The following is a 13,982-nucleotide window of genomic DNA, read 5'->3' on the forward strand; positions in this document are numbered from 1 at the left end:
CGAAACGCGGCTTCAATGTCAGGCTCGGGGCATGACCGGGAACAGCAGGGATGACATTGAGGTCTCCCACAATCGTGACCACAACCGATACGAGCTCCGCGTGGGCGGTGAGTTGGCCGGCACGGCGGAGTACGAGGAAGGAACGGACTCGGTGGCCCTGACCCACACGGTGGTCTTGGAACAGTTCCGGCACCAGGGATATTCATCGATGCTGGTGAAGTTTGCGGCGGAAGACATTATTGCGTCCGGACGGCGGATCAAGCCGTACTGTTCCTACGCGGCGTTTTACCTCGGCAAGCACCGGGAACTGAGCCACCACGTATCCTGGCCGCAGGAGACGCGCTAAACGCCCCGGCAATATTCCGGCCGGTTGCTGAATTGGAGCTGACCCTTAAATTGGAGCTGGCTCCCCGCTCTGCATATGGGGGGAACGCAGAAGGGGGAGCCAGTGGAAATAGTATAGTGGCAACCGTCCGGATAAAACCAATTGGGGGGAGCCGCCGTTGGCTGTGTCCGCCAAAGCTTTTCAAAGGTGGCGCTCCCTGGCGGCCCCGCGCGAGTCAACTGCTGATCTATGCCGCTTGGCCGGCATCAAACGGTCAACCCTGGCGCAGCAGCTGGTGCGTGGAAAGGTGCCTGAGAGCACCGTTGTCAGCGTGGCGAGGGCATGTGACCAGGATCCGGTGGCCGCGCTCTCCTACTTCGATGAATACCGCGATCTCCAGGCAGGCTCCCGCCCGCCCTCCGCCCGGGAACTGATCAGTCAGGTCTCCTATGTCTGCATCCTCCAGCTCCTGGTGATGCGAAGCCTGGATGCCGACTCCGGGAAGACCGACGCCCCGGGCTTGTGCACCTTCCCGCACCGCAACTCCGTCCGTGCCTGGTTCGACGCCGTGGATCAAGGGGATCTGCGGCATCGGCTCAGTGCCAAGAGCGGCGTGGCGCCGCAAAACCTGTCCGCGCAGCTCACGGCCGGACGGCTCGCCCCTGAATTAGCTGTTGAAGCGGCCCGGCTGGCGGGCGTTTCGCTGACCGGCGGACTGGTTGCCACGGGGCTGCTGACTCCTGACGAATGCGGATGGCCGCTGGGGGGCCGCGAGCGGGCCCTTGCGGACCTGTCGGATGCGGACCTGGTGCTTCTGGCCCGGGACCGGCTGGACACCCTGGGGAAAGTGCTTAAGAAGCTTGAATCTGATGAAAAGGACAACTCGGCGCTATTGGAGCTATTGGGATGACATTGCAGTTGGTCGCCTTTGGGCTAAGCATCTTTTTTGCACTGTTGCGGTTTCCAGCCGCCGTCAGGGGTGAGAACCGGGGAATGTTTTGCGCCCTGGTTCTTCTTGCCTTAGCCATGGCGCTGAGTATTGGCCCCATTTACCTTGCGGTGGATTCTGTTCTTGGCGGCGCCAATGTTGCGAATTTGGTCATTAGATACAGCGTTTTTGCCGTTCTTCTGATCACGGGGTCCAAACTTGCCGGTGCCTTCAATGCACCGCGGGCCCAGCGGCTGATTGCCGGCCCTTGCGGCCTGGCCGTCCTGGGCCTGGTGTCAGCAGCGGTGGCGGTGCTCTTTGCGGCGAGCGACCTGCCGGAGTCATCTCCGGCTCTGCGGGCCTACTGGGATCAGGCCACGGTGGGTGCCTACGGTGACACCTCGCGGGTCTACCAGGCCTACGTGGCCGCCTGCCTGGCCCCGGCCCTGGTTCTGTGTTCCGCGGACCGGCAGCGCAGGGCGGATATCCGCATCAGTGCCGGCCTGATGTCTTTGGGCTGCATTGCGATCGTGGTCCACACAGTGCTGACGGCTTCTCTTTGGGATATGCGGTTCGTGCTTTGGGACCGGATGCTTCCTTATTCCGCAGTCATCGCCTTTTCAATCGGACTGGCGCTTATCTGGAACTCCAAACGGGTCGCTAAAAGAGTGCCGCAATCCGGTTCACTGGCCCAGGTCTACGGCGTCAGATAAAGAATTGGCATCGCTCGTTCACAATTTCATCATCCTGTGTCAGAATAATGATTATGTAACATCCGCTGCCTGTGGGGGGTCAGCGTGACGTTACGACCGAAGCCAGCGGATTACCTCCGCTGGCTTCGCTGTGTCCGCCTCCATCCGCAGGACGCCGCGGCTATTGCGCGTCGAGGTCCGTTTCAAGGATCTTAACCAGGGCATCGAGGGCTTCGTCGGCGCCGTCGCCGTCAGCGCGAAGCACCACCACGTCGCCGTTGGAGGCGCCGAGGCTCATCAGAGAGAGCATGCTGGAGGCATCCATGGCCTCATCAGCGGGTTCCCCCTCCATGGCAATCGTGACGTCCACCGGTTGTTCGGCTGCAGCCTCCGCAAAGATCGAGGCGGGGCGTGCGTGCAGGCCTACTCGGCTGGCAATTGTCGCTTTGCGTTCTGGCATGGTGATTCCTTCCGGTTGTACTCAGGATGCTGAGGTGTGGGGGAGCCGGGTCACAGGCCCAGCTCCTCGAGGATGGTGAGACGGCTGCGGACCGCTGTCCGTGCCTCCGCTGCGGTGGCGGCTTCCAGGGCGAGCGCTGCCAGGTCCTGCGCTTCGGCAAGGCTCACGGAGGCCAGAACTGCACCCACCGTCGCGAGCGCGCGGGGCGTCATGGACAGGGTGTTCACTCCCATCCCGGCCAGCACGACGGCGAGGGCAGGGTCTGCGGCCGACTCGCCGCACACGCCCACGTTCTTGGGTGCGGATGCCGATGCACCCGGCTCCGCTGCGGCTTCGGCGGCCCGGGCACCGTCAACGGTCCGCTTGATCAATTGCAGGACTGCCGGCTGCCAGGGGTCGTTCAGTGAAGCCAGAGAGCCCAGCTGACGGTCGGCGGCCATGGTGTACTGCGTGAGGTCATTGGTTCCCAGGGAAGCGAAGCGAACCTTTGACAGGATTGCCTGCGCCAGGACCGCAGCTGCGGGGACCTCAATCATCACCCCGGGGATTGCCAGCCCGGCGCCCGTGCACTTGACGGCAAAATCGGCGGCTTCCTCAGCGGTTGAAATCATGGGGGCCATGACCCACACATCGGCCTCATGGGCGCCGGCGGCGGCCGCAATCGCCTCCAGCTGGCGGCCGAGCACGCCCGGGGAGGAACGATCGGTGCGGTATCCGCGAACGCCGAGGGCGGGATTGGGTTCGGTTGTATCCGTCAGGAAGGGCAGCGGCTTGTCCGCCCCGGCATCCAGGGTGCGAACCACCACTTTCCGCCCGGGGAACGCCTCAAACACGGCCCCGTAAGCGGCAACCTGTTCCTCCATGGTGGGTTCGGAATCGCGTCCGAGGAAACAGAATTCGGTGCGCAGCAGGCCGATGCCTTCGGCTCCGGCCTCCGCGGCCGCACGGGCGTCCTTGCCGGAGCCAACATTGGCGAGCAGTGGAACCCGGTAACCGTCCGACGTCGTACCCGTGCCTCCGAAAGCCGGCAGCGAACCGCGGGAGGCGTACTTCTGTGCCGCTTCCCGTTCCGTGGATCCGGGGTCCACCACGACCGTGCCGGCAGCACCGTCAAGATAAACTTCAGCGCCGTCGCTAATGGATTCAGAGCCCACGGCGCCAACGACGGCGGGCAGGCCGAGGGATCGGGCCAGAATGGCCGTGTGGGACTGCGGCCCGCCGCCGGAAGTGACCAGGCCGATCACTTTGCCCGGGTCCAGGGTGGCTGTGTCCGCGGGCGCCAGTTCCTCGGCAGCCAGGATGAACGGCACGTCGGAAGCCGGGATTCCCGGCGCGGGCAATCCGTCGAGCTGGGCTACGATGCGAGCCCGGACATCGAGGACATCCTGGGTCCGTTCAGCCATATAACCGCCAAGGCTCTGCAGCATGGCGGCAACCTCCAGGCCGGCCTCCCAGACCGCCCGGTCCGCGGCCATGCCGGCATTGATGTGCTTTCCGGCCGCCTTGAGCAGCATGGGGTCGGTGGCCATCATGGCCGTTGCATCCAGTACTGCCTTGGCATCCCCGCTCGCGGTCTCGGCACGGTGGCGCAGATCTGCACGGACTTCCTCCGCTGCGTCCTTCAGTCGGGCCTTCTCGCCGTCCACCGTGCTTTCCGCGCCAAAGGCGGCGTCAGCGGCGGGCTCGGGCACCGGCGGCGGCATCCGCAGTGAGGGGCCCAGGACCCGCCCGGCGCTGACTCCGATTCCCTTGATGGTCCGCATCAGTGTGCCTCTCTGTCGGTAGGGGTTTGGCTAGGCAATGACCGGTTCCTCTGCGCGTTTGGGAGCCGTCCACCGCTTGAGCGCAACATAGATCAATCCTGAGGCCACCATTCCCGCGAGGATAGCCACAATGAACATCAACAGGTTGCCGATTGCGAAGAACACGAAGATCCCGCCGTGCGGAGCCTGCGAAGTAACACCGGTGCCCATGCAGATGGCGCCGGTAAGCGCCCCTCCGATCATGCACGACGGAATGACGCGCAGGGGATCCGCCGCGGCGAAGGGAATGGCCCCTTCGGAGATGAAGGCGGCGCCCAGCAGCCAGGCGGCCTTGCCGTTCTCGCGCAGCGCCATGGTGAACTGCTGCTTGTCCACCACGGTTGCCAGGGCCATGCCCAGCGGCGGAACCATGCCGGCGGCCATGACCGCGGCCATGATCTCCCAGGGTGCCTGGTTTTGGACGCTGCCTTCGCTGAGGCCGGCCACGGCAAACGCGTAGGCGACCTTGTTAATGGGCCCGCCCAGGTCCGATCCCATCATCAGACCCAGCACAATGCCCAGGACGATGGCGGCCGCTCCGGTCAGGCCGGACAGCCAGTTGTTCAGTCCCAGGGTCAGGGCGGCAATCGGCCCGCCAAGTACGAGGATCATCAGTCCGGAGGCTATCAGCGACGTGATAAGTGGAATGATCACCACCGGCATCAGTCCGCGCAGCCAGGACGGAACGGTCCAGCTGCCCACCCACCGGGCCACGTAACCGGCGAGCAGGCCGCCGATCAGTCCGCCGATGAAGCCCGCATCCATGAACAGGGCCACTGCGCCGGCGGTAAAGCCGGGAGCTATGCCCGGGCGGTCAGCCAGGGCATAGGCAATGTACCCGGCGAGCGCCGGAACCAGGAAGCCCAGGGACAGGTTGCCGATCTTCCAGAAAACGGCGCCCAGATACGTGAGCAGGCCCTGGTCGCCCGGGTTAAAAAGTGTTCCGCCGTCCAAAATAATGTCGCCGGTAAGGTTGCCGTCATCGTCGGACAGTGAGAGCTCATATCCTCCCAGCAGGAATCCGAGGGCGATGAGCAAACCGCCGCCCGCCACAAACGGAATCATGTAGCTGACGCCCGTGAGCAGCGCCCGCTTGAGCTGCCCGCCGAATCCTTCACCGCCGCCGCTGCTTTGCGGATCGCGCTCCTCGCCGCCGCCGCCGCCTCCGGCCACACGCCGGGCATTGGGATCCTTGGCCGCAGCAAGGGCCTCGTCAATCATGACTCCGGGTTCATCAATGCCCCGCTTCACCGGACCGGCGACGACGGGGAGCCCGGCGAACCGGCCCTTGTCCCGAACGTCCACATCAGTGGCGAAGATGACGGCGTCCGCGTTGCGGATGACCGAGGGATCCAGAGGGGTGGAGCCGGCAGACCCCTGAGTTTCCACCTGAAGGTCAATGCCCCGCTCCGCGGCCACCGCAGCCAGCGAATCTGCCGCCATATAGGTGTGGGCAATGCCGGTGGGGCAGGCGGTGACAGCAACCAGGTGCTGAACCTTCCCGCCGTCGCCGGTGTTTGTCCCGCTCCCGACGTCGGCCGTTACCCCGGATGCCCGCGCACCGGCGGTGTGGGCACCGCCGGAACTGCCGGAACCGGTCTCCGTGCTTCCGTCGCCGGTGCTTCCCGCCGCAGCTGCACCGGCGCCCGCCGTTGTACCGGTACCCGCGGCGCTGGCTCCCGTCGCCGGAGCTGCAGTGGCGGCACCCGGCACCGTTCCGCCTGTTTGGGACTCCGGCACCGGACCCAGTCCCAGCGCGCCGTCCACCAGTTCAACAATCTCCTGCGGGGACTGCGCCGTTCGCAGGGCGCCCGTGAAGTTCTTCTTAATCAGCGAGCGGGCGAGTTTGGACAGCAGCTGCAGGTGTTCCTGATCCGCGCCTTCCGGTGCGGCTATGAAGAAGACGATGTCCGCCGGTCCGTCCTTGGCGCCCCAGTCCACCGGAGGAGTAATGCGGGCCATGGCCAGGGTGGCCTGGGTTACGGCTGAGGACCGGCAGTGGGGAATGGCAATGCCGCCGGGAACGCCCGTGGCTGTCTTGGATTCCCGGGCCATGGCGTCCGCGTACAACGAGTCGAAGCTGGTTGCGCGGCCAAGTGAGACCACGTTCTGGACCAGGTGACGGATCACCTCGGACCGTTCGCTGCCCAGGTTTTGGTCCAGTGTGACCAGTTCCGGGGTAATGAGATCAGACATCAGTCGTCCTCCTTTGTGGATGCGGTCTGAGCGGGTGCCCTGTCTGAAACGGCTGCGTACCCTGCGATCTCCGTCACCGTTACGGCTCCGGGGTCCGTTTGCGCCAACGTTGGAACGGTGCTTCCCGGCAGGGACGCAGCGGCTGCGCCGTGCGCCACTGCCTGGCGCAGGCAGTCACCGGGCGGAGCGCCGGCGACGTCCGCCAGCAGGTATCCCGCCAGCGACGAATCACCGGCGCCAACGGTTGAGCGGGCTTCCACCGGGGGACGGGTTGCCTGCCAGGCGCCTTCTGCTGTCACCAGCAGCGCGCCCTTGGGGCCGAGGGTGGCCAGGACTGCCCCGACGCCCTTGGCGATGAGGGTCCGTGCCGCCTCGACTGCCAGCAGCGGATCCGCTTCAAGTGCGTCTTCGCTGCCCACCCCGGTTACCTCGGCAAGCTCCTCCGCGTTCGGTTTGAGCAGATCGGGGGCGGCGTTGTGCAGAAGGGCTCCCAGCAGCGGAGCCCCTGAGGAATCGATCGCAATGTGCGGAGCGGAGCCGCCGAAGCGCTGGCGGACGGCATGGGCCACCAGGGCGTAGAGATCCGGAGCAGCTCCGGGCGGGAGGGAACCGGCCAGAACCAGCCACGAAGCCGGCATGCCGTCCTCGTCCGAGGCGCAGGCGCTGACCAGCAGGGCAATCAGGTCTTCCTGTTCTGCAGCACTGAGGGGCGGGCCGGGCATATTGATCTTGGTTGTGGTGCCGTCCGGCTCGGTAAGCGTGATGTTGCTCCGGACTGCCGATTCAAGGGGCAGATTCACGTAGCGGATGCCGGCAGCGCGCAGCCCCGCCATCACGGGATCCTCGTCGCGTCCGGGCAGGACGGCAACCGACTCCACGCCGGATGCGGTCAATGCGCGGCAGACGTTGACGCCCTTGCCCCCGGGCTCCTCGCTGATGGCTGCTGCACGCTGCACAGCTCCGCGGACGAGCACCCCGGGCAGCTCAATGGTTCGGTCCAGACTGGGGTTGACGGTGAGGGTGACAATCATTGAACCACCATGTTCGGACTCCTGAAGGGGCTGCATGCAGTCTGCATAAGGTTGCCGGTGCGCCCGCCGGCGACGGGGCGGGAAAAACGGGGAAGGCCTGGGCCGGACACGGTTCCGAACAACAGCGACGCCGGCGTCCCTTTACGGGGCGCTGAATTCTCCGCATCAATACCCGCAATCCGCGGCACCTCAAAATGTGGCAGATGCCACGTCCGGTGCGCTGAACCAACGGTATTTAGGTTGCAGGGTGATTGCAATGGGCGGCGTTTCCAGCGCCCTCCGGAAGGCCAAACGGATCACGCGAACTAGGGTGGGTGAATGCATAACGTCCTGTGGTCCGCGTTGCCCGATGACCGTCCAGGTACCCACCTCCTGGTGATGTTTCATGGCTATGGGTCGGATGAACAGAGCATGGCCGGCCTGTTTCCGTCACTGCCGGAAGGAATCACCGGTGCGGCGCTTCGGGGAACCTTCCCGGTGGGGGACTCCCGCGGATGGTTCCTGCTGGACCCGTATCTGCAGTCCGGCACCACTGAGGTGCTGGAAGCTGCAACGGGAATCTTTACCTGGTTGGACCGGACTCTGGCCGAGGGATCCTTCACAGGTGTGTCATTGCTGGGATTTTCCCAGGGAATGGCGATGGCAGTGACCCTGGTCCGGCTGCGGCCAAAGGCGTTCACAGCGGTAGTCGGACTCTCCGGGTTTGTCGCCGAGAACGAGCTCCTGGCCATGGCGGAACCTCTGCCGGAGCCGGTCCCCTTTTTCTGGGGGCGGGATCGGAATGACTGGGTGATAAACGAAGACGCGATTGTTTACACCGAGAATTGGCTGGCCGAAAATACGGCTCTGACCGCCCGTACTTATCCGGGCATGGGACACAGAATCGGTGTGGACGAGCTGCGGGACTTGGCGCTTTTCCTCCGACGTTATGTAGTGCCCCAACCCCATGACGACGGGGAAAACAAAGCTCCCTAACATTTGAAAGTCCGGAAGAAAAATCACGGGCGACTACTACCTAAGCATGCTTATGAAGTACACTGGAGGAAAGCGCGGCCCACAGGCCGTTCAGAATAATCACTCGTTACACAGCAAGGAGTATTCATCATGGGTTTCATTGCTTTCCTTATTCTGGGTCTTATCGCAGGTGCAATCGCAAAGGCAATCCTTCCGGGTCGCCAGGGCGGCGGCTGGGTTGCCACTCTGGTTCTCGGCGTCGTCGGCGCCCTGCTGGGTAGCTGGATCGGCGGTGCCATCTTCAACAAGGACACCGACATCTTCTCGCTGACCTCGGCTGCCACCTGGATCTTCGCAATCCTGGGTTCCATCATCGTCCTCGTGATCTACGGCTTCGTTACTCGCAAGAGCAGCCGCGCCTAGTTTGTGAGTCCGCGCTCCGGCGCGGCGTTCTGCAGCAGACTGCAGAGATAAAGCGGGACCGGCGGATCATCCGCCGGTCCCGCTTTTTTCATACCTGCCTCACGTAGGCTTAACCGGGCCGGTGCCCTGCACCGGTTCGCCAGTGTCGAAAAGGAGCGTTGCCGTGGGATTTATATCCAACCGTGCTGTCAAAGCTGCCGGAGGAACCGTCTTCGAAAAGGACGGAACACCGAAAGCTTCGCTGCTTCGGGCGATGGAACGTGCAGTGGAGGTCCAGCGTCCGCTGGTGCTCGCGAACATTCGCAGACTGCAGCGCAAGCATCCCGAGGCGACCCCGGAACAACTGGTGTCGATCGTGGAGAAGCACTATCTGAATACCGTGACCGGCGGAGGAGCGGCAGTCGGCGCCACCGCCGTCGTACCCGCAATCGGCACCGTGGCGGCCCTGGGGCTCTCAGCGGCGGCAACTGTGGGTTTCCTGGAGGCTACGGCTTTCTACGCCCAGTCAGTCGCTGAGCTGCACGGTGTGCACCTCGACGATCCGGACCGGTCGCGGACCATGGTGATGGCCATCATGCTCGGCGAAGAGGGAACCGCCATGATGCAGTCCGTTGCCGGACGCGGGGGAAAGCCGTGGGCCAGCTCCCTGGGCGGTATGCCCTCCGGCCTCATGGGCTCCGTGGGTTCCTCCATCCGGAAGCAGTTCATGAAACGCATCGTGGCCCGGCAGGGAACGGCCATGCTCGGCCGCGCGCTCCCGCTCGGCATCGGTGCGGTGGTAGGCGGAGCCGGCAACCACGCTATGGGTAAGGGAGTCATTAAGACCGCCCGGCGCGCTTTTGGCCCAGCCCCGGAGACCATCAGCGGAGAGCTGGCCCAGGAACTGCGTCAGCTGCCGGATCAGCCCTAGCCAAAGACGGCGTGGGCGATCGTGAAAATAACCAGCCCCGCCAGCGAACCCACCACGGTGCCGTTGATTCGAATGAACTGCAGGTCCTTGCCGACCTGCAGTTCAATCTTCTCTGAGGTCTCCTGGGCGTCCCAGTGCTCCACCGTCTCGGTGATGACGCCGGCAATGTCGCTGCTGTAGGTCTTCACGAGGTAGCCGGCGGCGTCGGCGATCCAGTTATTGACCTTCGCCGCCAGCTCCGGCTCGGTGGCCAGGCGGTGCCCGAAGTCCTGCACGGCGGCCTTGAAGTTTTGGGTCAGCTCGCTGTCCGGATCATCCACCGCAGTGGTGAGGGCATTTTTGATGGTGGCCCAGGTCTGCGTGATGAGCTGCTGGACGCGCGGATCGTCCAGCACTTGTTCCTTGATCGCGTCCGCCTTGGCCATCACCGCAGGGTCTTCCTGGAGGTCCCGGGCCAGGCCCTTGAGATAGTTGTCCAGGGCCCGTCGCATCTCGTGGTTCGGGTCGTCCTGCACGGCCCGCAGGAAGCGGCCCACCTCCACCTGTACGCGGTCACCCACCAGATCATCCACGAAGGACGGCACCCAGGACGGGGACCGCTGCGCCACCAGGTCCGAAATGACGCTTGGATTGGCCACCACCCAGTCACTGACGCTGTCCACCACCAGGTTCACCAGCTGATGGTGGTGCCCTTCATCGAAGACCCGTTCAGCCACGCGGCCCATCGGCGGGCCCCACGGCGGATCAACCACATGCCGGCGGAACATGGACTCCAGAACCGTCTTGACGGCGTCGTCGTCCAGCACACGGAGAATTCCGCGGATGGCGGCGGAACCCTCGGTGGCCACCCTGGCCGCACTTTCCGGACGCTCAAGCCAGGCACCTGCTTTTTGGGCCAGTTCCATGGAGCCCAGCTTCTGCGTAATAACCTCTTCGGAGAGGAAATTGCTCTCTACGAACTGGCCCAGCGACGCACCGATCTGGTCCTTCTTGCGCGGAATGATGGCAGTGTGGGGAATCTTCACGCCCATCGGATGTTTGAACAGGGCCGTGACGGCAAACCAGTCCGCCAGGGCGCCGACCATGCCGCCCTCTGCCGCCGCCCGCACGTACTGCAGCCAGGAGTATCGGTCCTGCAGGGCGAAGGAAATGATGAACACCACCGCCAGGGCAACCAGCAGGCCCGTGGCGAGCGTCTTCATCCGGCGAAGACCCGCCGCGCGCTCGACATCATTCAATACCGGCATGCTCATGCTGCGCTCCTGCTTTCGTCCCCGCGGGCGCACCGTGCGGCCGGTACCTGGAATAAGGCCAGTGCCGGAGTTGAGTTCAAAGCCGCTCCTCTGCTTGTGCCGGTTCATCTGCAGCGGACCAGTGGGGCGCCGCGGCAGGAACCGTCCAGCCAATCTAATCAGTCTGCTTGCCAAGGCGCCATGCGGGCAAACCCGCACCGGCCGGAGCGCGCGGCGACCGGTGTCGCCGGTGTGTGGTTGAGTGGGGTCATGGCTACCCCCATCGAGGACTACGCGCTGGTTTCAGATCTCCATACCGGTGCCCTGATATCCCGCCGGGGAAGCATTGACTGGCTCTGCCTTCCCCGGTTCGACTCGGCGTCGGTATTCGGTGCGCTGCTCGGCACCGAGGATCACGGCCGATGGCTGCTCGCTCCTGTCGGGGACGCCGCCGTCGTTAGCCGCAGCTACCTGGGATCCACCTTCATCCTGCAGACCCGCTGGGCCACTGACACCGGCACTGTCCTGGTGACGGACTTCATGCCGGTGGGCGACGGCCGGGCTTCCATCGTGCGCCGGGTGGAGGGGATCAGCGGAACTGTGCACATGCGCCAGGAGTTGGAAGTGCGCTTCAACTACGGCACCGTCCTGCCCTGGATGCGCCGTGACCCGGATCCGCACGGTGAGCGGCTGCTGGCCGTGGCGGGGCCGAACGCGCTGGTGCTGCGCGGGGACAATCTGCCCAGGGCAGAGGACCACAAGCATGTTGGCCGCTTCACCGTGAGAGCCGGAGAGCGGGTCGACATGGAACTTACCTGGCATCTGTCCCACCTCGAAGTGCCTCGGCTGACGGACATCGACGCCGCCCTGGCATCCACCGCCGCGTACTGGGAGGCGTGGGCGCTCCGGCGGGATCACGCAGGCCAGTATGAGGAAGCCGTCCTGCGGTCACTGCTGGTGCTGCGGGCACTGACGCATGAGTCCACCGGCGGCATTGTTGCGGCTCCCACCACCTCGCTTCCGGAAACGGCGGGTGGAGAGCGCAACTGGGACTACCGCTACTGCTGGCTCCGGGACGCCGCCCTGACACTGGAGGCCATGCTGGACCACGGCTATGCGGATGAGGCGCTGCACTGGCGCAACTGGCTGCTGCGGGCCGTGGCGGGGGATCCCGAGGATCTGCAGATCATGTACGCCGTGGACGGCGCGCGTGAATTGCCCGAACGTACCCTGCCCCAGTTCTCCGGTTATGCGGGATCCGTTCCGGTGCGCGTGGGAAACCGGGCCGTCAGCCAATACCAGGCCGACGTCGTGGGTGAAGTTATGGTGGCCCTCGCCAAACTGCGGGACAAGGGTGTGGCAGAGGACAATTTCTCCTGGCCGCTGCAGCGCGCACTCATGACCTTTCTGGAACGCCATCTGGAGGATAAGGACCACGGCATCTGGGAAATGCGCGGCGAACCCCAGCACTTCACGCATTCCCGCGTGATGATGTGGGCTGCATTTGACCGGGCCGCAACCGCCGCCCGCACCCACGGCCTGGACGGGCCGCTGGAGCTTTGGGAGGCGCTTCGGGACGGACTGCGCGAGGAAATCCTCCGCCGGGGCTTCAACAAGAGCCTGAACTCCTTCACGCAGTACTACGGCAGCAGTGAGGTGGATGCAGCCCTCCTGCAGCTGCCGCAGGTGGGCTTCCTGCCCTACGACGACGAACGCATGCTGGGAACGGTGGCCCGCCTGGAAAAGGACCTGCGCACGGAGTCCGGGCTGCTGCTGCGCTATGCCACCCACAGCGGTGTGGACGGACTGGAGCCGGGGGAGAACCCCTTCCTCGCCTGCAGCTTTTGGCTCGTGGAGCAGTACGCGGCCACCGGCCGGGCTGAAGAAGCCCGCACACTGATGGACCGATTGGTGGCATACTCCAACGAGCTGGGCCTGCTCAGCGAAGAATATGACCCGGTCAACAACACGATGGCCGGCAACTTTCCCCAAGCCTTCTCACACCTAGCCCTGGTCCGGGCCGCGGATGCTCTCAACACCATGGCTCCGCTCTCCGGGCAGGCATCCTCCGCGCCCATCGGCGCGGATGTTTCCTCCGCAGAAAGAAACAAATGAACCGCCAGAGTCTCTCAGCCTCCGCCATGGCAGCACTGCTGTCCGTAAGCGCCGTCAACCACTTCCGCAACCCGCGGTTCTACAACGCGGTGGTGCCCCGCAGCATCAGCACGGATACCGGCGGGAAGTACGGCGTCCTGACCCGCCGGCAGTGGACACATGTCAGCGGGGTGCTGGAATTTGCCGCTGCTGCGGGTCTCCTGCTGCCGGCAACCCGCCGTGCCGCCGCCACCGGAACCACCCTGATGTACGCAGCCTTCATCGCCGGCCACCTCAGCGCCCTGCAGCGGGCCTTCGGTCCCCGCGGATCCGACCGGGAAAAGGCCATTCATTTGGCCCGGCTTCCGCTGCAGTTGCCTTTGATCCGCTGGGCGTGGAGCCTGCGCGGGTAGGGAGGCGGCATGGCCACGGATCTGCTGGTGCTGTCCGACACCCATCTGCCCAAACGTGCGCGGGAGCTGCCGGCGCAGCTCTGGCGCGACATTGAGTCTGCTGACGCCGTGATCCACGCAGGGGACTGGGTCAGTGAGGAATCGCTTGATGAAATGCTGCAGCGCTCCCGCAGGCTGATCGCCTGCTACGGCAACAACGACGGCGGGGCGCTGCGGTCCCGGCTGCCCCTGATTGCCACGGCCGAGGTGGAACAGGTGCGGCTGGCGGTCATCCACGAAACCGGTCCGGCCGCGGGCCGGGAGAAGCGCATGGACGAACAGTTCCCGGACCTCGACCTGTTGGTCTTCGGCCACAGCCACATTCCCTGGGACACGGTGACGCCCGCCGGGCTGCGGCTGTTGAATCCCGGATCGCCCACCGACCGGCGCCGCCAGCCGTTCTGTACGTACCTGCGGGCAAAAGTTGAGGGGAAAGCCGTCACCACGGAACTGGTGCGGCTTCCCCCTCGGAAGGCTTAGGTT

The 13,982-nt window shown here is 64.9% G+C and carries 14 protein-coding genes; 9 read left to right on the top strand and 5 right to left on the bottom strand.

The window, feature by feature from the left end; genetic code table 11:
- Positions 1–31: 31 nt before the first annotated feature.
- The 3 genes from AC4D2W_RS14040 (at position 32) to AC4D2W_RS14050 (ending at position 1,966) form a co-directional block, all read left to right on the top strand.
- Positions 32–346: a GNAT family N-acetyltransferase gene (locus AC4D2W_RS14040; protein ID WP_490927545.1), complete on the top strand. Its 315-nt coding sequence runs from the start codon at positions 32–34 to the stop codon at positions 344–346.
- 286 nt (positions 347–632) lie between these two features.
- Positions 633–1,235 carry a hypothetical protein gene (locus AC4D2W_RS14045; protein ID WP_490927546.1) on the top strand — a complete coding sequence of 201 codons (603 nt, stop codon included), beginning with the start codon at positions 633–635 and terminating at the stop codon, positions 1,233–1,235.
- A gap of 116 nt (positions 1,236–1,351) precedes the next feature.
- A complete protein-coding gene (locus AC4D2W_RS14050; protein ID WP_490927547.1) occupies positions 1,352–1,966 on the top strand; it encodes a hypothetical protein in 615 nt (204 codons plus the stop codon).
- Between the two features lie 160 nt (positions 1,967–2,126).
- Here the strand turns inward: AC4D2W_RS14050 and AC4D2W_RS14055 are convergent, their stop codons facing one another.
- The 4 genes from AC4D2W_RS14055 to AC4D2W_RS14070 are packed head-to-tail and all read right to left on the bottom strand — an operon-like array spanning position 2,127 to position 7,434.
- Positions 2,127–2,405 (bottom strand): HPr family phosphocarrier protein, encoded by a 279-nt coding sequence (locus AC4D2W_RS14055; RefSeq protein WP_490927548.1) that lies wholly within the window; start codon positions 2,403–2,405, stop codon positions 2,127–2,129.
- A gap of 50 nt (positions 2,406–2,455) precedes the next feature.
- On the bottom strand, positions 2,456–4,168 hold the full coding sequence (ptsP, locus tag AC4D2W_RS14060; RefSeq protein WP_490927549.1) for a phosphoenolpyruvate--protein phosphotransferase: 1,713 nt from the start codon (positions 4,166–4,168) through the stop codon (positions 2,456–2,458).
- A 30-nt stretch (positions 4,169–4,198) separates the two neighbouring features.
- The gene (locus AC4D2W_RS14065; protein WP_490927550.1) at positions 4,199–6,403 is read right to left on the bottom strand and encodes a PTS fructose transporter subunit IIABC; all 2,205 of its coding nucleotides are present in this window, start codon (positions 6,401–6,403) and stop codon (positions 4,199–4,201) included.
- On the bottom strand, positions 6,403–7,434 hold the full coding sequence (locus AC4D2W_RS14070; protein ID WP_490927625.1) for a 1-phosphofructokinase family hexose kinase: 1,032 nt from the start codon (positions 7,432–7,434) through the stop codon (positions 6,403–6,405). The genes AC4D2W_RS14065 and AC4D2W_RS14070 overlap by 1 nt, the downstream gene beginning before the upstream one ends.
- A gap of 318 nt (positions 7,435–7,752) precedes the next feature.
- Here AC4D2W_RS14070 and AC4D2W_RS14075 point away from each other — a divergent pair, with 318 nt between their 5' ends.
- From AC4D2W_RS14075 to AC4D2W_RS14085, 3 genes are all read left to right on the top strand, one after another.
- Positions 7,753–8,409, top strand: a complete 657-nt coding sequence (locus AC4D2W_RS14075) for an alpha/beta hydrolase (RefSeq protein WP_490927551.1) — start codon at positions 7,753–7,755, stop codon at positions 8,407–8,409.
- Between the two features lie 129 nt (positions 8,410–8,538).
- A complete protein-coding gene (locus AC4D2W_RS14080) occupies positions 8,539–8,811 on the top strand; it encodes a GlsB/YeaQ/YmgE family stress response membrane protein (protein WP_490927552.1) in 273 nt (90 codons plus the stop codon).
- Between the two features lie 163 nt (positions 8,812–8,974).
- Entirely contained in the window at positions 8,975–9,721 is a 747-nt protein-coding gene (locus tag AC4D2W_RS14085) for a hypothetical protein (RefSeq protein WP_490927553.1), read from the top strand.
- On the opposite strand, the gene AC4D2W_RS14090 is transcribed toward AC4D2W_RS14085, so the two are convergent.
- Entirely contained in the window at positions 9,718–10,974 is a 1,257-nt protein-coding gene (locus tag AC4D2W_RS14090) for a DUF445 domain-containing protein (protein ID WP_490927554.1), read from the bottom strand. The genes AC4D2W_RS14085 and AC4D2W_RS14090 overlap by 4 nt on opposite strands.
- Before the next feature lie 180 nt (positions 10,975–11,154).
- Between AC4D2W_RS14090 and AC4D2W_RS14095 the strand changes: the two genes are divergently transcribed.
- Genes AC4D2W_RS14095 through AC4D2W_RS14105 form a run of 3 tightly spaced genes read left to right on the top strand, consistent with a single transcriptional unit; the run spans position 11,155 to position 13,979 of the window.
- Positions 11,155–13,068 carry a glycoside hydrolase family 15 protein gene (locus tag AC4D2W_RS14095; RefSeq protein WP_490927555.1) on the top strand — a complete coding sequence of 638 codons (1,914 nt, stop codon included), beginning with the start codon at positions 11,155–11,157 and terminating at the stop codon, positions 13,066–13,068.
- Entirely contained in the window at positions 13,065–13,460 is a 396-nt protein-coding gene (locus AC4D2W_RS14100) for a DoxX family protein (protein WP_490927556.1), read from the top strand. Before AC4D2W_RS14095 ends, AC4D2W_RS14100 begins: the two co-directional genes overlap by 4 nt.
- Before the next feature lie 9 nt (positions 13,461–13,469).
- The gene (locus tag AC4D2W_RS14105) at positions 13,470–13,979 is read left to right on the top strand and encodes a metallophosphoesterase family protein (RefSeq protein ID WP_490927557.1); all 510 of its coding nucleotides are present in this window, start codon (positions 13,470–13,472) and stop codon (positions 13,977–13,979) included.
- Positions 13,980–13,982 lie beyond the last annotated feature (3 nt).

It is taken from the genome of Arthrobacter sp. TJ-58 (assembly GCF_058269295.1).